The organism is Sciscionella marina DSM 45152, from assembly GCF_000379465.1.
GTDB classification, from domain to species: domain Bacteria; phylum Actinomycetota; class Actinomycetes; order Mycobacteriales; family Pseudonocardiaceae; genus Sciscionella; species Sciscionella marina.
Genome location: NZ_KB905380.1, coordinates 875,145 through 892,452, shown reverse-complemented (window position 1 = coordinate 892,452; position 17,308 = coordinate 875,145). Strand labels below are relative to the sequence as shown.

Genomic DNA, 17,308 nt, shown 5'->3' with positions numbered 1-17,308 from the left:
CCTCCCTCGGCGTTGACCTCGCCCCTGCCTCGCCCTTCTCCTGAGCTCGCCCTTGCCCTGTGCTCGGCACGAACTTCCGGCGAGCCTAGGGGATACCGGTGTCCCGAGTCATCAATTCGGCGCGGTGTCCGGGGTGTTCGGTGGCGATCCGGCTGACCAGGGTCTCGAGCAGCTGGTCGAGGTCGCGGCCCGCGAGTGTGTCCGGCAGGGTGAGATGCTCGACGGCCAGACCGAGCATGGCCAGGTAGAGCAGGGTCGCCTCGGTGCCGCCGCCCGGCATGGCGGAATCGGCGTGTTCCCCGGCGCGGGTGTCCAGCTCGGTGCGCACCAGCTGGCCGAGGACTTCCCGGATGGCCGGGCGCCGGGTCGCTTCGAGGCGCAGTTCCAGCAGCGCGAGATAACACTCCCGGTTGTCCGTGAAGTTCTCGAACTGGGCGCGCATGCGCGCGGTCAGATCCGGTTGTTCCTCGGGTTGTTCGACGGCGAGCCGGTCCCGGATCCGGGTGGCGGTGAACTCCAGCAGCGCATCCCAGTCGGCGAAGTAATTGTGCGCCGTCCCGGTCGGCACCTGCGCCTCGGTGTCGACCGCGCGAAAGGTCAGGCCGCGCACCCCCTCGCGCGCGAGCACCTGGATCGCCGAGTCGCCGAGCCACCGGCGCCTGCCCGGATTGTGTGACATGTGTCCTCCGTCCTTGCAACCACCACAGTCATAGTACTACAACTGTGGTGGTTATCTGATGGTGCTGACTCCTCAGCGAATGCTCTCCGGCAGAAGTGGTGATGCCCCGTGCGGATGCGAAGCCTCCTGACAGTTTCCCTCCTCCTGGCCGGCCTGATCGCAGGCGGCCCCGCGCTCGCCGCCCCGGAGGATCCCGCGCCCGCCTTCGACCGGGCGGCCGACCCGGTACGTACCACGGAACCGGACGGTGCGCTCGGCGACCTGCTGCCGTTCGGCCGGGCCGTCGGTTCCGCCTCGGTGATCAGCGTCGGAGAGGCCACGCACAGCTCGCGCGAATTCGTCACCATGCAGCACCGGTTGTTCCGCTATCTCGCGACACACAAGGGATTCGACACCTTCGCCCGCGAGATGAGCTGGAGCACCGGGGTGCGGCTCGACGACTATGTGCTGCACGGCACCGGGGATCCCGGAGCGATTATGTCCGCCGAGTTCGACGCCTTCTATCAGGTCTTCGACAACGCCGAGTTCCTGGACCTGTTGCACTGGATGCGCGAGTACAACCGCACGCACACGCACAAACTGCGGTTCATGGGCAACGACCTGTCCTTCCCGGGCCCCGTGCTGTTCGAGAAGGTCACCGGGTATGTCGCGGCCCGGCATCCGGAGCTGCGAGAGGCGGTCGAGCACCTGTACGCGGGAATGGCACCGGCCCCCGGGACGAGCCTGAACGAGTACATGGCCATCCAGACCGGCAAATCCCTTTCCGAGCGAGAAGCGCTGGCCGCGCGGGCGAAGGCGGTGGTGAACCTGCTGCGCGCGGCCGGTCCCGGGGAATCCCGCGCGGAGTTCGACTGGGCCGTGCAGCACGCGAACGCGCTCGCCCAGAGCTTCCGGGAATACGCCTTCGACACGAACACCGAGCAGGGGCGCACCGAAGCCGGGCGTTATCGCGACCAGGTCATGGCCGAGAACACCGAATGGTGGTATCGGCATCGGCCCGGCGGGATCGTGGTGTCGAACATGGCGGCGCACGCGAGCTACGTGCCCATCGACCCGGAACTCGCCCCGGAACCGGCGAGCGCGCACCTGCGCAAGCGGCTCGGCCCCGCCTTCCGCACGGTGGGCTTCAGCTTCCACGACGGTTCGTTCAACGCCAAGGGACCGGACGAGAAATACCGGTCGTTCACCCTCGGCGCCCCGCGTGCGGAACAGAACGAGTACACCCTGGACAAGGTCGCTGGGAAGGACTACTTCCTCGATCTGCGGACGCTCCCCGCCGGGGCGGCCGCATGGCTGAAGACGGCGCGGCCGACCCGCACCATCGGGGGCGGATTCGATCCGGGAGCGCCACACGCCGGGGAACTCCGGGTCCCGCTCGGCCGGTCCTACGACATGCTCTTCCACTTCCACCACGTGCACGCGGCGGAACTGCGGTTCGGCTGAGCCGGCCGGGCGTGCCGCTAGTGGCCGCTGCCGCGGTTGCGCCGGGTGTACTCCTCGGCCCTGCCGCGCACCTTCTCCACGGCGTCCTTGGCCTGCTGACGGCGCTTGGGATCGTTGGCCATCTCTTTGGCCTGGTTGAGCAGGCGACGCCCCTGCGGGCTCGCGGCCAGCCTGGCGATCTTGTTGACGAACGACATCGGTGGCTCCTCGGGGGTCGGTATGCGCAACGTGGGCGAGGTGCAGGGACAACGTTACATTTCGGGCAGGAGTTCCCGTGGTGTCGGCCCACCTGCTCTGCGTAGGATTCCGGCGGACCCGATGAGCACGGCAAAGGAGCCAAGGCCATGATCGATCCGCGTTCGAGCACCGTCGACGATGTCCTCCGCCGCTCGGCCGCGCGTCATCCCGAGCGGTGCGCGCTGCGGTTCGCCGACCGGTCCTGGACCTACGGCGAACTCGACCGGGCGGTGACCAGGGCGGCCGCGCGACTGCTCGACCACGGTGCCGAACACGGGGACCGGATCGCTTCCTACGGCAAGAATTCCGATGCCTACCTGATCGGGTTCCTCGCCTGCGCCCGCGCCGGACTGGTGCATGTGCCGATCAACAACAGCCTCACCGGGGACGGACTGCGCTACCTGCTCGAACAGTCCGGCAGCAGGACGGCGCTCGCCGATCCCGGGCTGGCCGGGCACCTCGGCGGGCTGGACTGGATCCCGCTGCGGGACCGGGAGGGCTCGCTGCTGGAGAGCGCACTCGGGGACGGGCTCCCGGAACTCGAGGTGCCGCGCGCGGACACCGATCTCGTCCAGCTGCTCTACACCTCCGGGACCACCTCGACTCCCAAGGGCGCGATGATGACCCACCGGGCCCTGGTGCACGAGTACGTGTCCTGCCTTACCGGGCTGGACATCGCGGCCGCGGACGAACCACTGCACGTGATGCCGCTGTATCACAGTGCCCAGATGCATTGCTTCCTGTTGCCCTCGCTGATGGCCGGGGCGCGCAACACCATCGTGGAAACCCCGGATCCCGGTGACATCCTCGCCCGCATCGAACGGGACGGGCACCGTGCTTTCTTCACCGCGCCGACCGTGTGGGTGCCCATCGCCAACCATCCCGAGTTCACCACCCGTGACCTGTCCAGCCTGCGCAAGGCCTACTACGGCGCCTCGATCATGCCCGGCCCGGTGCTGACCAGGCTCCGCGAGCGCCTGCCCGAACTGGGCTTCTACAACTGCTTCGGGCAGAGCGAGATCGGCCCGATCGCCGCGATCCTGCGCCCGGAGGAACACGACCGGCACCAGGATTCCGCGGGCAAACCCGCCCTGTTCGTCGAGGCGCGGGTCGTCGACGAACAGGGCGCGGATGTGACCCCGGGCGAATCCGGTGAGGTGGTCTACCGCTCCCCGCAGCTGTGCACCGGATACTGGGACAAACCCGAGGACACCGCGGAAGCCTTCCGGAACGGCTGGTTCCACTCCGGGGACCTGGTGCGGGCCGACGAGGACGGCTACCTCTATGTGGTGGACCGGATCAAGGACGTCATCAACACCGGCGGGGTGCTCGTGGCTTCCCGCGAGGTCGAGGACGCGCTGTACACCCATCCGGCCGTTGCCGAGGTCGCGGTGATCGCGGCCCCGGACGAGCGGTGGATCGAGGCGGTGACCGCCATCGTGGTCGTGAAGCCCGGAGTGGACCCCGAGGTGGACGAGGCGGTGCTGATCGAGCATGCCCGCGCGAGCTTGCCCGGCTACAAGGTACCGAAGCGGGTGCATCTGGTGGATGCCTTGCCGCGTAACGCTTCCGGCAAACTCCTCAAACGCGAGCTGCGTGGCCGGTTCGGCTGAACACGGTCAGCCGGCCGCGGCGGCGAACATTCCCGGCTCATAGGAACCCGCCGGGGTCCGCACGATCACGTTGAGCCGGTTGGCCGCGTTGATCAGCGCGAGCAGGCAGATCAGCGCGGCGATCTGGTCGTCGTCGTAGTGCTCGCGCACCTGGGCCCAGGTCTCGTCGGACACACCGTGATGGGCGTCGGCGAGCCGGGTGCCCTCCTCGGTGAGGGCCAGCGCGGCCCGCTCGGCCTCGCTGAACACGGTCGCCTCTCGCCAGGCGGCGACGAGGTGCAGCCGGACCGCGGCGACCCCTTCGGCCGCGGCGTCCTTGGTGTGCATATCGGTGCAGAAGCCGCAGCCGTTGATCTGGCTGGCACGCAAGGAGACCAGCTCCCTGGTGACCTTCGACAGTGGCGACTGGTCGATCACCTGACCGGCGCTGACGAACCGCTTGGTGAACCGTGTGGCGATCTCGTTGCCGAACATGTCGAATCGGGCGTTCATTGGTCTTTCCTCCGATCGTGGTGTCGTGCTGGGCGACCACGAGATGCCGGTGAACCGTTCCGCGTGACAATGCGGCCGGGTGACGTACACCATATGGTTCCGGTGTCACAAACGTGCCGCCTCCGGTGTCGTGTGGGTACGCCGCAGCGACCGAACAGGAGCACTCTCATGACCGAGCAGCCGCTACCCGTGGCGCAGCCGGATACCGCGACCTCGGTGTTCCTCACCCACCGGAATCTGCTGTTCACCGTCGCCTACGAGATGCTCGGCTCGGCCGCCGACGCCGAGGATGTGGTGCAGGAGACCTGGCTGCGCTGGGTGGATGTGGACCTCGAGACCGTGCGGGACCAGCGCGCGTACCTCGTCCGGATCATCACCCGCCAGGCGCTTCTGCGGCTGCGCACCCTGGGCCGCCGCAAGGAATCCTATGTCGGCCCCTGGCTGCCCGAGCCGCTGCTGACCGCGCCCGATGTCGCCGAGGACGCCGAGCTGGCCGAAAGCGTCTCGATGGCGATGCTGCTGGTGCTGGAGACACTCGCACCCACCGAACGGGCGGTGTTCGTGCTGCGCGAGGTGTTCGCCCTCGGATACGAGGAAATCGCCGAAGCCGTGGGCAAAAGCGCCGCAGCCGTGCGCCAGATCGCTCACCGCGCCCGGGAACACGTCGCGGCCCGCCGCCCGCGTACGACCGTGTCCGCCGCCGACACCCGCGCCGCGTTCGACGCGTTCACCCGGGCGACCGAAACCGGGGACCTGCAGAGCCTGCTCGACATCCTCGCCCCCGATGTCGTACTCCTCGGCGACGGCGGCGGGATCAAGCAGGCGATCCGGCGCCCCATCAGCGGATCCGGCAAGGTGGCCCGCTTGCTCAGCACCGGGCTCGGCCGGCTCGCCGGTGCGGTCTCGCTGCGGCCGGCACAGGTCAACGGACACCCGGCGCTGGTCCTGTGGCGGGACGACGAGATCGACACCGTGCTCGCGGTCGGTATCGCCGCTGGCCTGGTCACCGGGCTCTATGCGGTGCGCAATCCGGAGAAGCTCTCGCACATGGCGCGCACGACCACTTTGCACCGCTAGAGGTTTTGCCGCGCAAGACCGCCGTTCGGTGCAGCGTTACGGTAGGCACCGTGACTGAGAACCTGATCAAGGCGGGCGCGACCGGGATCGGCTCGATGCCGGGCACCGATGTGGCGGAGGCGGTGCGCACCGTCTTCGGTGAGCTGGAGTTGCCGCATGTTCCTGAGCTCCCGGCACGTGGGGTCGGCTCGGATCTGATCGGGCGCACGGCGGCGATGCTGGTGGATCTGCCGACGGAGGTGGTGCCGAGTGGGTACCGGGTGACGGCGCGGCCGGGCAGGGACACCCGCCGTGGCCTGGATCTGCTGGAGCGCGATCTGGACACGGTACACGAGCTGGGGGGTTCGCCGCGCCAGGTGAAGGTGCAGCTCGCCGGTCCGTGGACGCTCACCGCGGGCATCGAGCTGCCGAGGGGGCAGCGGGTGCTCACCGATCACGGAGCGCTGCGCGAGTTCACCGCCTCGCTGATCGAGGGGATGCGCGCGCACCTGGCGGAGGTCGTCCGGCGCACCGAGGCGGAGGTGCTGGTGCAGATCGACGAGCCGAGCCTGCCGTTCGTGCTCGCCGGTGGCCTGGCCACGCCCTCGGGTTACGGCAAGCTGCCCGCGGTTGCGGAGCCGGAGGTGCGCGCGCTGCTCGCCGAGGTACTGGAGGCGGCGCGCGCGGCGAGTGGCAATCCGGTGATCGTGCACTGCTGTGCCCCGCTTTCGGGCACCCTCGCGGTTCCGGTCGAGGTGCTGCACCGCGCGGGCGCCGGTGCGCTGGCCCTGGATGTGACCGGATTCGCGAAGGCCTCGGCCACCGTCTCGGACGCGCTGGGCGAGGCCATCGAGGACGGGCTCGCCCTGCTGCTCGGGCTGGTGCCGAGCACCGGCCAGGGCGGGGAACTGCGCTCGCTGGCGGCTCCGGCGCTGGAGCTGGTCGACCGGCTCGGGTTCGACCGCGCACTGCTGGCCGAGCGTTGCGTGGTGACACCGAGCTGCGGGCTCGCGGGTGCCCGGCCCGCGGAGGCACCCGCGATCCTGCGCCGCTGCACCGAACTGGCCGCGGCGTTCACCGAACCGCCGGAGTCCTGGGCCTAACCGCTGCGGTATTCGGCGAGCGCCGCGCAGACGGCGGCCACGTCCTCGGCGGTGTTGTAGTAGTGGAAGGAAAGCCGGATCACCGAACCGCGCGCGCTCACCACGATGCGCCGCTGCGCCAGCCATTCGGCGGCGTGCCCGGGATCTTCGACGTACACCGCGAGCATCGGCCCGGTGGCGAACTCCGCCGCGGGACGGTAGAAGCGGTAGCCGAGTTCGCTCAGCCGCTCCGCGGTTTCCTGGAGGAGCCCGCCGATGTGCCGCTCCACCACGGCGATATCGAGACCGGAAAGCAGTTCCAGTCCGGCGCGCGCGGCGTACGCGGCCGGGATCGCCGGGGTGCCGGTTTCGAATCGCCTTGCCTCGCAAGGGAAATCGAGACCGCGCGGATCGAAGGCGAACGGATCGCGCCTGCCGAACCAGCCGGTGAGGCTCGGCGTGTGCTGGTCCTCGATTCCGCCGCGCACATAAAGAAACGCCAACCCGGGCAGGCCGAGCAGGTATTTCAGCGCACCGGCGACGAGGTAGTCGCAGCCGAGCCGGCGCACGTCGATGTCCACCACGCCCGCGGCCTGATAGGCGTCCACGAAACTGCGCGCCCCCGCTTCCCTGGCGAGCCCGGTGACCTCGGTGACCTCGGCGCGTGCCCCGTTCGCATAGCTGACCAGTGGCACCGAGACCAGTGCGGTGCGTTCGGAAACCGCGGCGGCGACATCCTCGGTACGCAGCCGCGCATCCGTGGCGGGCAGATGGGTGACCTCGGCCCCGCGGTCCCGCTGGCCGAGCCACACCTGCGCGATGGAGGGGAACTCCAGCTCCCAGGTGAGCAGTTCCGGGCGCTGCCGCAGGGACAGCGTGGAAGCCACCTGATAGGCCCCGACCGAGGCGTTCGGCACGATCGCGATCTCCTCGGGCGCGGCGCCGATCAGCGCGGCGAACCCGGACCGGGCGCGCTCCACCTCCCCCATCCAGATGCCCCACGGCGCAGCGTGCTCGCGCATCGAGTCGAGCATCTCCCGCATCGCCTCGTCCAGCCGGGTCGAGCGGGCGCCCTGGCTGCAACTGGCCAGGTGCACGGTATCGGCGAGCATCGGGAAATTCCCGCGGAACGCTGCCGGGCTGGTCTCAGTCAAGGTTTTCCTTTCGTTTCGATTGACGCGCCGCCAGTTCCGCGGAGAGCGGATCGTTCCGTTCCCGGAATCCGCCCCGTTTTTCCGCGATGACAAAACCGACGATCAGGACGAGGAAGAACGGCACCCCGGCTTTCCAGGACCAGCTGAGCTCGTCGATGAATCCGGTGGACACCAGAATCCCGGCCAGAAAAAGGAAAGCGAGGACCGTGGTGACCGGTGCACCGCGCAACCGCACCGGGGAGGGCGGCAGCCCGGTTCGCGCGCGCACCCTGCGGAACCGCATATGGGTGGCGAGAATGAGCAGCCACACCACGAGCATGCCGAAAATGGAGATGCCGTACAGCCCCACATAGGCGGTGTCCGGGAATGCGAAGGAACAGATCCCGGCGATGGCCAGTCCGATGGTGCTGAGCACGAGCGCGCGCGCCGGCGCTCCGGAGCGGTTCAGCTTTCCGGTGAACGCGGGCGCGTACCGGTGCTCGGCAAGTGAATGCAGCATGCGGGTGGTCAGGTACAGGTTCGCGTTCGCCGAGGAGAGCGCCGCGGTGAGCACCACGAAGTTCATGATCGTCGCCGCCGCGGGGATCCCGGCCGCGGCGAACACCGAGACGAAGGGGCTCACCGCGATGTTCTCGCCGCCCTGCGCGGTCTTCGTCCAGGGCACCACCGCGAGCACGATGGTGATCGCCAGCAGATAGAACAGGGACAGCCGCAGCAGCATCGTGCGGGCCGCGCGCGGGATGTCGCGCACCGGATCACGGGCCTCGGCCGCGGTCACCGAGACGACCTCGGTGCCGACGAAGCTGAAGATCGCGAACACCATGGCCAGCAATAGCCCGCCGATCCCGTTCGGCAGGAATCCGCCGTGTGTCACGAGATTGCCGAACCCGGTCGCGGGTTTGCCGGGCAAGCCGAAGAAGATCAGCACCAGGCCGAGCAGGATGAACACCACGATCGCGCTGACCTTGATCATGGAGAACCAGTACTCGAGGCTGCCGAAGATGCCGACCGCCCGCGCGTTCACCGCGATGATGGCCACCGCGAACACGACCGTCGGCAGCCACAGCGGCAGTTGCGGCCACCAGAACCGCAGGTAGATCCCGGCGGCGACGACCTCGCCGCCGATCGCGATGCACTGCACGGCCCAGTAGGTCCAGCGCACCACGAATCCCGGAAGGCGGCCCAGATAGGAGTGGGCGAGTACGCCGAAGGAACCGGCGACCGGGTGCACGACGATCATCTCGGCCAGTGCCCAGGCGATGATCAGCGCTACCGCACCGCAGACGAGGTAGGCGATGATCGTGGCGGGACCTGCCTGGCTGATCGCGAGGCTCGAACCGAGGAAGAGCCCGGTGCCGATCGCGCCGCCGATCCCGATCATCGCGAGCTGGCGCGCGCTGAGGCTGCGCCGTAACTGCCCGTCCTGCTCCGGCTCCTTCGCCGCCATAGTGGCCGCCCATCGTCGTCGGTGGGTGTTCGTTCACATTGAACAGTTGACGAGTATCGACGGCATCGAGCGGAGTGTCAACGGTGCGGATCAGTAACTCGGAGGAGTCACCGAGAGCACGAACCGGGCGGGTTCCCCGGTCTCGTTGAGATAGCGGTGCGGTAGCCGGGAGTCGAAGCTCGCGCTGTCCCCCTCGGCGAGCTCGTGTCGCCGCCCGTCCACCTCGACCACGATCCGGCCCTCGACGAGCAGCACGCATTCCTCGGAGGGGTGGCTCCACGGCCGGGTGGAGGAACATCCGCCCGGTTCGAGCGTGCCCTCCAGGACCTCGAGTTTGCCGAAACCGGGGGAGATCCTGGTGTAGCGGATGCCGCTGTGCGGGGACTGCACCAGCGCCCGCCGCGGGGCGCGCACCACGGCCACGCTGTTCTCCTGCTCCTCGAACAGGGAGAACAGCGGAACCTCCAGGGCCTTGGCGATCCGGCGCAGGGTGTCCAGGCTCGGCTCGGTGAGGCCGCGTTCGACCTGGCTGAGCAGTCCGGGGGAGATCCCGGCCGCGCCCGCGAGCCCGCGCACCGAATAGCCCGCCTTGGTGCGCACCGTGCGGATCCGCAGTGTCTCCACGAGCTCACTCCTGACCGTTCAATATAAGTGAACAACTGTGCCGATTTTTCCAGATTAATCCGTACGGCCGAAGATGCCGCGCCGCAGGTGCAAGAATCACCGTCATGCGCTGGTGGAACCGGATGCTCGGCAGGGACGCGCGGCAACCGGAGCAGGATGTCCCGGATCCGGATGTCGTGGTGCTCGCCGCGCGGTTCTGGCGGCGCTGGGAACTGTTGCAGCCCGAGGTGAGCGCCGCGCTCGGGGACGGGCGGCCGGGACGGTTCGAGAATGTGCTGTGCGAGGTGGTCGCCGAACTGCACCCGAACCTGGACTTCGCGGTGGAGGCGGGGCAGCGCGCGATGTACGCGCTGGTGCTCACCGGTAAGGAGGATCCCGCGCTGCGGCCCTACACCGACGCGTGGAAAGCGGCCGCGCCCCCGGACGACCACGTGTGGGAGTACCACGATCATGTGCCGCCGGTCCCGGACCCGGACGGGGTCACGGTGAACATCGGGGCACACCGCATCGCACTCGCCGATGTGCGCATCGCGGCCCTGATCGACGAGGCCGAGGGCGTCGTGGATGTCGCCGTGCACCATCCCTTGCTCGGCGAGCTCTCGGAGGCGAGCCGGGCGAACATGACCTTCCTCCCGCTCGAGGCCACCCTCGGCGAACGGCGCGCGGCCGAGTACCTGGGCCGGGTGGAGACCGCGCTGACCGAACCGCAGGGCGCGATCACCCTGCGGGCACTGCGCGAACTCGTGGACGGTCTCGCCGAACGTCGCTGACCGCGCGCCCCGGGCCGGTCACGTAGAGTCTGCGCGGAATCCACGCTGCGGAAGGGGAACGTCGTGAAGGCCTTGGCCATGCCGGTGCAGATACTCGTTGTCTGCGGTGGCCTGGCCGGGCTCGGGTACCTCATCGGGCTCGGACCGGCGATAGTGCTGGCGGCGATCTGCGGGATGTTCGCGATGATGGCGGCCTTCGGCGGTTCGCTGTCCGCCGATCTGCGGCTGCTCGCCTGGTTCGCCCCGCTGTTCGTGTTCGGCGCCGGGGTGCCCCGGTTGCTCGGCGAGGTGACCGAACCCGCGGCGATCGCGCTGGTCACGGTGATCGTGTTCGTGGCCGGGCTGATCCCGGTGCTCGGCCAGCGCTACCTCATGGTCGGGGTCGGGCTCACCATGGCCTCGGTGTTCGGTTACGGCTTCCGGATGACCGGTTCGGCGAGCTGGTGGCAGGTGCTCGCCGCGCCCGCGCTCGCGATCGCCGTGGTCACCCTGATCCGGCTGGCCGCCGGGATCGGCGACCCGGACAAGCCGATCCGCGCGGCGATCGCGGACGCGCTGCTCGGCGACCGCGAGGCCGCGGGCACCGCATGGCGGCAGTGGTTCACCGGGCGGCCGGTGCGCTGGACGGCGACGGCACTCGGCCAGGCCATGCGCTATCGCGCGGCCGAGGGAGTACTCGGCGGGCGGCAGGCGGTGCTCGACGACGAACGGCTCGCCGCCGAGGTGCGGTCCGCGGACGAGGAGGCGCGGGAGCTCGCCGAACTGGTGCGCCCGAAACAGCCCGCCGGACCGGGGACCGGGCCGCGCCGGGTGATCCCGGACGGCCTCCCGGGCCGCACCGGGCAGTGGCTGGCCGTCATGCACGAATCACTCGACGGGATCCGGGCGGCGACGCTCGGCCGGGACCGTTCGCGGATCGAGCTACCGCGCGAACTGCGTGCCCGGGTGCTCGGCGGTGAGCTCGAGGGCGCGCTTTCCTGGCAGTCGGTGCGCATGCGGCACGCGGTGCGCTGTGCCCTCGGTATCGCGCTCGCCCTGGTGCTCGCCCATTTCCGGCCGGGGGACCCGCTCACCATCGCCCTGCTGATGACGACCGTCTCGATCATGCAGCCGGAGTGGCGGGACAGCCTCACCAAGGTCGGGCAGCGGGTGATCGGCGCGCTGATCGGCGCCGCGGTGCTGGTGCTCGCGAGCTGGCTGCTGCCGCCCGCGCTGCTGCTCCCGCTTGCGCTGCTCGCCGTGCTCATCGGCATGTCGATGATGACCACGAAACCGATCGTGTTCAACGCCTGCGTCGTGCTGATGAGCGTGACCATGAACGCCTCGCGGCTGCGCGCGGATCCGCTGGCCGAACTGCTCGAGTATCTGATCCTCATCGCGCTGGCCTGCGCGATCGGTCTGGTGTTCGGTTTCCTCGCGGTTCCCGGGGTGCGCAAACCGAGCCCGGCGGAGCGGTTCGCCGAACTGTGCGCGGCCTTCGAGGAGCTGTTCGGCACGGTCGCCGGGGTGCTGCGGGGCGCCGGGGTGCCGCGCCAGGAGCAGGCTGTCCGGTTCCGGCGCGCCGCCCTGGCGAAGGCGAACCTGCTCGCCACCGAGCCCAGCGGCGGGGCGAGCGCCGAGTCCGGGGCCACCGAGCTGGAGGAGGCGGACGAGGCGGCATCCGGTCTCTACGTCGGCGCGCTCGCGCTGGCGCTTCCCGGGCAACGGGACGAGGCGCTGGCCGCGGCCCTCACCCCGATGCGGGCCGCGCTGGCCTCCGGAACGGAACCGGATGTCGAGGCGCTGCGCGACGGCGCGCGGGACCTCGAGGAGGAACACCGCCTCGTGTTCGACGCCCTGGTGAGCGATCTCGTGCGGCTGCGCCGCGGCGCGCCGGAAACTGTCGGGGGGACGCACTAAGCTCTCCAGACGTGAGCGAGCTTGCGAGCGAACCGAGGACAGAGCAGCGTCCGCGAGCGGCCGGGCCGAGTGGCAGCGAGGCACGGCCGTGAGCGAGGAGCCGATCAGCGAGGACCAGCCGGTCGCCGAGGGCGTCGAGGATGTGCCCGCGGAGGTACGTGAGCGGCACAGCGCGCTCGCCGAGGAGATCAACGGGCACCGGTTCCGCTACTACGTACGGGACGCGCCGACGATCTCCGACGGCGAGTTCGACACGCTGTTCCGCGAGCTGGAGAACCTCGAGGCGGACCATCCGGGGCTGATCAGCGCGGACTCGCCGACCCAGCAGGTCGGCACCTACTCGACCGAGTTCATCGCGGTCGACCACCTCGAACGCATGTTGTCCCTGGACAACGCGTTCGACACCGAGGAGCTGACCGCCTGGTACGAGCGGGTCACCAAGGAGACCACCACGAGCGAGCCGCATTTCCTGTGCGAGCTCAAGATCGACGGTCTCGCGATCAACCTCCGCTATGAGAACGGCGCCCTGACCAAGGCGTTGACCAGGGGAGATGGGCGCACCGGCGAGGATGTCACGCTGAACGTGCGTACCCTGGCCGATGTCCCGGACACACTCACCCCGAGTGACCGGTTCCCCGTCCCGGAGCTGATCGAGGTCCGCGGCGAGGTGTTCTTCCGGGTGGAGGACTTCGCCGAACTGAACGCGAAGCTCGTGGAGGCGGGCAAGGAACCGTTCGCGAACCCGCGCAACACCGCGGCCGGTTCGCTGCGGCAGAAGGACCCGAGGATCACCGCGAGCAGGCGGCTGCGGATGATCTGCCACGGATTCGGGCGCCGCGAGGGCTTCGAACCGGCGCGCCAGTCCGAGGCGTACGACGCGCTCGCCGCCTGGGGGCTGCCGGTCTCCGAACACACCACGATCCTCGGTTCGCTGCGCGAGATCATCGACAAGATCGAGTACTGGGGCGAGCACCGGCATGATGCGGTGCACGAGATCGACGGGATCGTGATCAAGGTCGACGATCTCGCCGAGCAGCGCCGCCTCGGCTCCACCTCCCGCACCCCGCGCTGGGCGATCGCCTACAAGTACGCGCCGGAGGAGGCCACGACCACCCTGCACGACATTCAGGTCAACGTCGGCCGGACCGGGCGGGTCACCCCGTTCGCGGTGATGGAGCCCGTGAAGGTGGCCGGTTCCACGGTCGCGATGGCCACCCTGCACAACGCCTCCGAGGTGGACCGCAAGGGAGTGCTGATCGGCGACCGGGTGGTGATCCGCAAGGCGGGCGATGTGATCCCCGAGGTACTCGGCCCGGTCACCGAGGCGCGCACCGGAAACGAGCGCGCCTTCGTGATGCCGGTGACCTGTCCGGAGTGCGGAACCCTTCTGGCGCAACAGAAGGAAGGCGATATCGACATCCGCTGCCCGAACGCCCGCTCCTGTCCCGCGCAACTGCGCGAGCGGCTGTTCCATCTCGCCGGGCGCGGCGGATTCGACATCGAGGTGCTCGGCTACGAGGCCGCGGCCGCGCTGCTGAACTCCGGGGCGCTCGCCGACGAGGGCGATGTGTTCGCGCTGACCGAGGACGAGCTGCTGGGCGTGGAACTGTTCCGCACCAAGGAAGGCGTGCTCTCGGCGAACGGGCACAAGCTGCTGGCCAACCTCGCGAACGCCCGCGAGCGTCCACTGTGGAGGGTGCTGGTCTCGCTTTCCATCCGGCACGTCGGTCCCACCGCGGCGCAGGCACTCGCCAGGGAGTTCGGTTCCATCGACGCGATCGACGCGGCCGACGAGGAAGGGCTCGCCGCCGTCGACGGGGTCGGCCCCACCATCGCCGCCGCGGTGCGCGAATGGTTCGGCGTCGACTGGCATCGCGAGGTCGTGGAGAAATGGCGCGCCGCAGGGGTGCGGATGGCCGAGGAACGCGACGACTCGGTGCCGCGCGCCCTCGAAGGCCTCTCCATCGTGGTGACCGGTTCGCTGGAGCGCTATTCCCGCGACGAGGCCAAGGAACTGATCACCGCGCGCGGCGGCAAGGCGGCGGGTTCGGTGTCCAAGAAGACGGCTTTCCTGGTGGCCGGTGAGTCTGCGGGCAGCAAGTACGACAAGGCGGTGCAACTCAAGGTGCCGGTACTGGACGAGGACGGGTTCGCCGTCCTGCTCGAACAGGGACCGGAGGCCGCCGCGGGCATGGTGATCGAGCCCGAGGATGGCTGACTACGCGATCCGGCTCGCCGAACCGGGGGAGTACCCGGCGGTCGGGGAGCTGACCAGGGATGTGTATGTCGGCGACGGCCTCGAGGCGGAGGATTCGCCCTACAACGCGCGGCTGTTCGACGCGGCCGGGCGCGCGCACGATGCCGCCCTGCTGGTCGCCGTGGGCGCGGAGGGCGAACTGCTCGGCACGGTCACCTATTGCGTGCACGGCTCCCCGTGCGCGCAGCGGGCCGAGCCGGGCGAGGCCGAATTCCGGATGCTCGCCGTGGAACCCGGCGCGCGCGGCCGGGGTGTCGGGGAGGCACTGGTGCGCGCGGTGCTCGACCGGGCCGCGCGGGACAGAGCCACGGCGGTGGTGCTGTCCACCGCGGAGGAGATGGCCGCCGCGCACCGGATCTACGAACGGCTCGGATTCCTCCGCACCCCGGAACGGGACTGGTGCCCGGTTCCCTCGGTGCGGCTACGCACCTATCGAAGGGAGTTCCCGGTTGGCTGACTGTTCGATCCGGCTCGCCGAACCCGGGGAGTACCCGGCGGTCGGGGAGCTGACCCTCGAAGCCTATGCCGCGGACGGCTTCGATGCGCCGGAGGCGGACTACGCCACGGTGCTGCTCGACGCCGCGGACCGGGCACGTGAGGCGGAACTGTATGTGGCGGTCGATGCGGACGGGACCCTGCTCGGCACCGCGACCTACTGCCCACCGGGCAGCTCGTACGCCGAGATCGCCGGGCCGGGGGAGGCGGATTTCCGGATGCTCGGCGTGACCCCGGCGGCCCGGGGCCGTGGGATCGGCGAGGCTCTGGTGCGGCACGCGCTGCGCCGCGCCGGCGAGCAGGGCCTGGACGCGCTCGTGCTGTCCAGCGCGGAATACATGCACGCCGCCCACCGGCTCTACGACCGCATCGGGTTCAGCCACGTTCCCGAGCGGGACTGGCGGCCCATTCCTTCGGTGCTGCTGCACGTCTACCGCGCGGAACCCGCCTCGGTCCGGTAAGTGCCGCGGCCGAAAGCGGCGCGCAAGGTAGCGCCGTTGGCGGGGAACGCGGCAGCGGCCACGGCGAGGGCACAGACCGCCTGCAACCCGATGAACCACGGCGGAAGGGCGCCCGGGATCAGGTCGATGGCCAGGATCGCGATCGGCACCACGACGGTGAGGATGCGCACCCGCCGGTAGGCCCATCGGGCTCCCCGCGCGGCGCGCCCGGCCAGCCAGTAGGTCACCGCGGCACTGGCCAGCACCCCGCCGGAACGGCCCCACACGAACGCGGTCACCGGGTGCCCGGCGAGGGCGAGGACGAGGACCGTGAGCAGTACCGCGGCGCTGAACGCGGCGTAGGCGGCGAGGAAGAACCGCACGGTGCCGAACGCCCGCCGGGCACCGGGTTGATCGAAGCGGGTGGTTTCGGTCGCGTGATCGGTGGTCATTTTCGTTTCTCCTTCAGGGTTTTCGGGTCGGGTCAGAGCACCCGGCGGACGCCGGGCAGTCGCCGGATCGGGCCGGCGAGCAGGAAACAGGCCGGGAGCACCAGCACCGCGCCGATCGCGAACTTCGCCAGGGCGGGCAGGTCCAGCGCGCTGAGTGCGTATCCGGCCGCGGTCACCACGAGCGCGTGGATCACGTAGACGGTGAACGCGTGCCCGGACAGGTACCGGCCGAACCGGCCCTGGGCATCGAATGTGCGGCCGAACAGGGCCAGCAAAGCGAGCACCACACCCACCGCGAAGGTGGAGTCCCACAGCGCATAGCACAGTGAGCCCAGCGTGCCGTTTCCGTTCATCGCCTCGGTCCCGGCGGAAAGGGCGAGCGGAAGGAACACCGCGCAGGCGCCGAGTGCCATACCGAGCCCGGTCCAGCCCATCCGCGCGGTGATCGACTGGAACCAGCCGTTGCGGTAGGCCACGATCCCCATCGCGAAAAAGCCGATGTACTGCGGAAGATAGGCGCTCGTGGGGAAATCGGCGATCGGCACCCAGGAACCGATCGGGAGCAGGATCCGCAGCAGGTAGGTCAGCAGGGCCAGCACCACCACGAATCCGGCCACCATGGGGACGGTGAGCGGTCGCCGGGTCCGCGCTCGGCGGTTCCGGGTCAGGTGCCGGAAGAGGACGTAAGCCGCGTCGAACACGAGCAGTGCCAGCACGAACCACAGCGGCCCGCTGCCGATCGTGTGCAGATAATCCTCGAGCAGCGCGTCGCCGTGGTAGTGGCCGAAGGACAGGAGCGGATTGAGCACGAAGTAGAACACCACGAGCGGGATACCGAGCCGGATCAGCCGCTCGCGCAGAAAAGCGCGCGGTCCCTTACGGTCGTACGAGCCGGGCGTGAAATAGCCGGAGAGCAGGAAGAAGGCACCCATGAACCAGGCCTGGTCGACGAGCAGGAAGCTCGTGAAGCCGATCTGTGTGCCCGCACCGCCCGGGTCCGTGTAGTACCAGAGCGGGAGCCCGCTGTAGGTGACCGCGAGATGATGCAACACCACCAGCGAGGTCAGCAGGATCCGCAGGTTGTCGGCGAACCACAGCCGGCGCGGTGGTGCACCGGGAAGCGTGGAGTCACGGGAATCGGTGATCGTCATGGCATCGAAGCTAGGCA

The 17,308-nt window shown here is 69.6% G+C and carries 17 protein-coding genes; 9 read left to right on the top strand and 8 right to left on the bottom strand.

Annotated elements, in window-relative coordinates; translation table 11 throughout:
• Positions 1–85: 85 nt before the first annotated feature.
• Positions 86–679 carry a TetR/AcrR family transcriptional regulator gene (locus tag A37U_RS42225; RefSeq protein WP_020495389.1) on the bottom strand — a complete coding sequence of 198 codons (594 nt, stop codon included), beginning with the start codon at positions 677–679 and terminating at the stop codon, positions 86–88.
• 114 nt (positions 680–793) lie between these two features.
• On the opposite strand from A37U_RS42225, the gene A37U_RS42220 reads away from it, so the two are divergent.
• On the top strand, positions 794–2,122 hold the full coding sequence (locus tag A37U_RS42220; RefSeq protein ID WP_020495388.1) for an erythromycin esterase family protein: 1,329 nt from the start codon (positions 794–796) through the stop codon (positions 2,120–2,122).
• Between the two features lie 17 nt (positions 2,123–2,139).
• Here the strand turns inward: A37U_RS42220 and A37U_RS0104330 are convergent, their stop codons facing one another.
• Positions 2,140–2,319: a hypothetical protein gene (locus A37U_RS0104330; protein ID WP_020495387.1), complete on the bottom strand. Its 180-nt coding sequence runs from the start codon at positions 2,317–2,319 to the stop codon at positions 2,140–2,142.
• Between the two features lie 147 nt (positions 2,320–2,466).
• Here A37U_RS0104330 and A37U_RS0104325 point away from each other — a divergent pair, with 147 nt between their 5' ends.
• Positions 2,467–3,972, top strand: a complete 1,506-nt coding sequence (locus A37U_RS0104325) for a fatty acyl-CoA synthetase (RefSeq protein WP_020495386.1) — start codon at positions 2,467–2,469, stop codon at positions 3,970–3,972.
• 6 nt (positions 3,973–3,978) lie between these two features.
• Here the strand turns inward: A37U_RS0104325 and A37U_RS0104320 are convergent, their stop codons facing one another.
• On the bottom strand, positions 3,979–4,464 hold the full coding sequence (locus A37U_RS0104320) for a carboxymuconolactone decarboxylase family protein (RefSeq protein WP_020495385.1): 486 nt from the start codon (positions 4,462–4,464) through the stop codon (positions 3,979–3,981).
• 168 nt (positions 4,465–4,632) lie between these two features.
• Here A37U_RS0104320 and A37U_RS0104315 point away from each other — a divergent pair, with 168 nt between their 5' ends.
• Both A37U_RS0104315 and A37U_RS0104310 read left to right on the top strand, forming a co-directional pair.
• Positions 4,633–5,541 (top strand): RNA polymerase sigma-70 factor, encoded by a 909-nt coding sequence (locus A37U_RS0104315; RefSeq protein WP_020495384.1) that lies wholly within the window; start codon positions 4,633–4,635, stop codon positions 5,539–5,541.
• 50 nt (positions 5,542–5,591) lie between these two features.
• Entirely contained in the window at positions 5,592–6,623 is a 1,032-nt protein-coding gene (locus A37U_RS0104310) for a methionine synthase (RefSeq protein WP_020495383.1), read from the top strand.
• Here the strand turns inward: A37U_RS0104310 and A37U_RS0104305 are convergent.
• From A37U_RS0104305 to A37U_RS0104295, 3 genes are all read right to left on the bottom strand, one after another.
• The gene (locus tag A37U_RS0104305) at positions 6,620–7,756 is read right to left on the bottom strand and encodes an aminotransferase class V-fold PLP-dependent enzyme (protein WP_026196863.1); all 1,137 of its coding nucleotides are present in this window, start codon (positions 7,754–7,756) and stop codon (positions 6,620–6,622) included. The genes A37U_RS0104310 and A37U_RS0104305 overlap by 4 nt on opposite strands.
• Positions 7,749–9,203, bottom strand: a complete 1,455-nt coding sequence (locus A37U_RS42215) for an amino acid permease (protein WP_020495381.1) — start codon at positions 9,201–9,203, stop codon at positions 7,749–7,751. The genes A37U_RS0104305 and A37U_RS42215 overlap by 8 nt, the downstream gene beginning before the upstream one ends.
• A gap of 90 nt (positions 9,204–9,293) precedes the next feature.
• Positions 9,294–9,827 (bottom strand): helix-turn-helix domain-containing protein, encoded by a 534-nt coding sequence (locus A37U_RS0104295; RefSeq protein WP_020495380.1) that lies wholly within the window; start codon positions 9,825–9,827, stop codon positions 9,294–9,296.
• Between the two features lie 104 nt (positions 9,828–9,931).
• Here A37U_RS0104295 and A37U_RS0104290 point away from each other — a divergent pair, with 104 nt between their 5' ends.
• From A37U_RS0104290 to A37U_RS0104270, 5 genes are all read left to right on the top strand, one after another.
• Complete coding sequence (locus A37U_RS0104290) at positions 9,932–10,597, top strand: hypothetical protein (protein WP_020495379.1); 666 nt, start codon at positions 9,932–9,934, stop codon at positions 10,595–10,597.
• Between the two features lie 63 nt (positions 10,598–10,660).
• The gene (locus A37U_RS0104285) at positions 10,661–12,496 is read left to right on the top strand and encodes an FUSC family protein (protein ID WP_026196862.1); all 1,836 of its coding nucleotides are present in this window, start codon (positions 10,661–10,663) and stop codon (positions 12,494–12,496) included.
• Positions 12,497–12,584: 88 nt separating this feature from the next.
• On the top strand, positions 12,585–14,714 hold the full coding sequence (ligA, locus tag A37U_RS0104280; protein WP_020495377.1) for an NAD-dependent DNA ligase LigA: 2,130 nt from the start codon (positions 12,585–12,587) through the stop codon (positions 14,712–14,714).
• The gene (locus A37U_RS0104275; protein ID WP_020495376.1) at positions 14,707–15,210 is read left to right on the top strand and encodes a GNAT family N-acetyltransferase; all 504 of its coding nucleotides are present in this window, start codon (positions 14,707–14,709) and stop codon (positions 15,208–15,210) included. The genes ligA and A37U_RS0104275 overlap by 8 nt, the downstream gene beginning before the upstream one ends.
• A complete protein-coding gene (locus A37U_RS0104270; RefSeq protein ID WP_020495375.1) occupies positions 15,203–15,709 on the top strand; it encodes a GNAT family N-acetyltransferase in 507 nt (168 codons plus the stop codon). Before A37U_RS0104275 ends, A37U_RS0104270 begins: the two co-directional genes overlap by 8 nt.
• Here A37U_RS0104270 and A37U_RS0104265 read toward each other — a convergent pair.
• Positions 15,679–16,140, bottom strand: coding sequence for a hypothetical protein (locus A37U_RS0104265; protein WP_020495374.1), 462 nt, complete (start codon positions 16,138–16,140; stop codon positions 15,679–15,681). The two genes, A37U_RS0104270 and A37U_RS0104265, sit on opposite strands and share 31 nt — an antisense overlap.
• 32 nt (positions 16,141–16,172) lie before the next feature.
• Complete coding sequence (locus A37U_RS0104260) at positions 16,173–17,291, bottom strand: acyltransferase family protein (protein ID WP_020495373.1); 1,119 nt, start codon at positions 17,289–17,291, stop codon at positions 16,173–16,175.
• Positions 17,292–17,308 lie beyond the last annotated feature (17 nt).

Coding starts and splice junctions, on each gene's coding strand:
- A37U_RS42225 (WP_020495389.1), bottom strand. CDS start 679: ATGTCACACAATCCGGGCAGGCGCCGGTGGCTCGGCGACTCGGCGATC.
- A37U_RS42220 (WP_020495388.1), top strand. CDS start 794: ATGCGAAGCCTCCTGACAGTTTCCCTCCTCCTGGCCGGCCTGATCGCA.
- A37U_RS0104330 (WP_020495387.1), bottom strand. CDS start 2,319: ATGTCGTTCGTCAACAAGATCGCCAGGCTGGCCGCGAGCCCGCAGGGG.
- A37U_RS0104325 (WP_020495386.1), top strand. CDS start 2,467: ATGATCGATCCGCGTTCGAGCACCGTCGACGATGTCCTCCGCCGCTCG.
- A37U_RS0104320 (WP_020495385.1), bottom strand. CDS start 4,464: ATGAACGCCCGATTCGACATGTTCGGCAACGAGATCGCCACACGGTTC.
- A37U_RS0104315 (WP_020495384.1), top strand. CDS start 4,633: ATGACCGAGCAGCCGCTACCCGTGGCGCAGCCGGATACCGCGACCTCG.
- A37U_RS42215 (WP_020495381.1), bottom strand. CDS start 9,203: ATGGCGGCGAAGGAGCCGGAGCAGGACGGGCAGTTACGGCGCAGCCTC.
- A37U_RS0104290 (WP_020495379.1), top strand. CDS start 9,932: ATGCGCTGGTGGAACCGGATGCTCGGCAGGGACGCGCGGCAACCGGAG.
- A37U_RS0104275 (WP_020495376.1), top strand. CDS start 14,707: ATGGCTGACTACGCGATCCGGCTCGCCGAACCGGGGGAGTACCCGGCG.
- A37U_RS0104265 (WP_020495374.1), bottom strand. CDS start 16,140: ATGACCACCGATCACGCGACCGAAACCACCCGCTTCGATCAACCCGGT.
- A37U_RS0104260 (WP_020495373.1), bottom strand. CDS start 17,291: ATGACGATCACCGATTCCCGTGACTCCACGCTTCCCGGTGCACCACCG.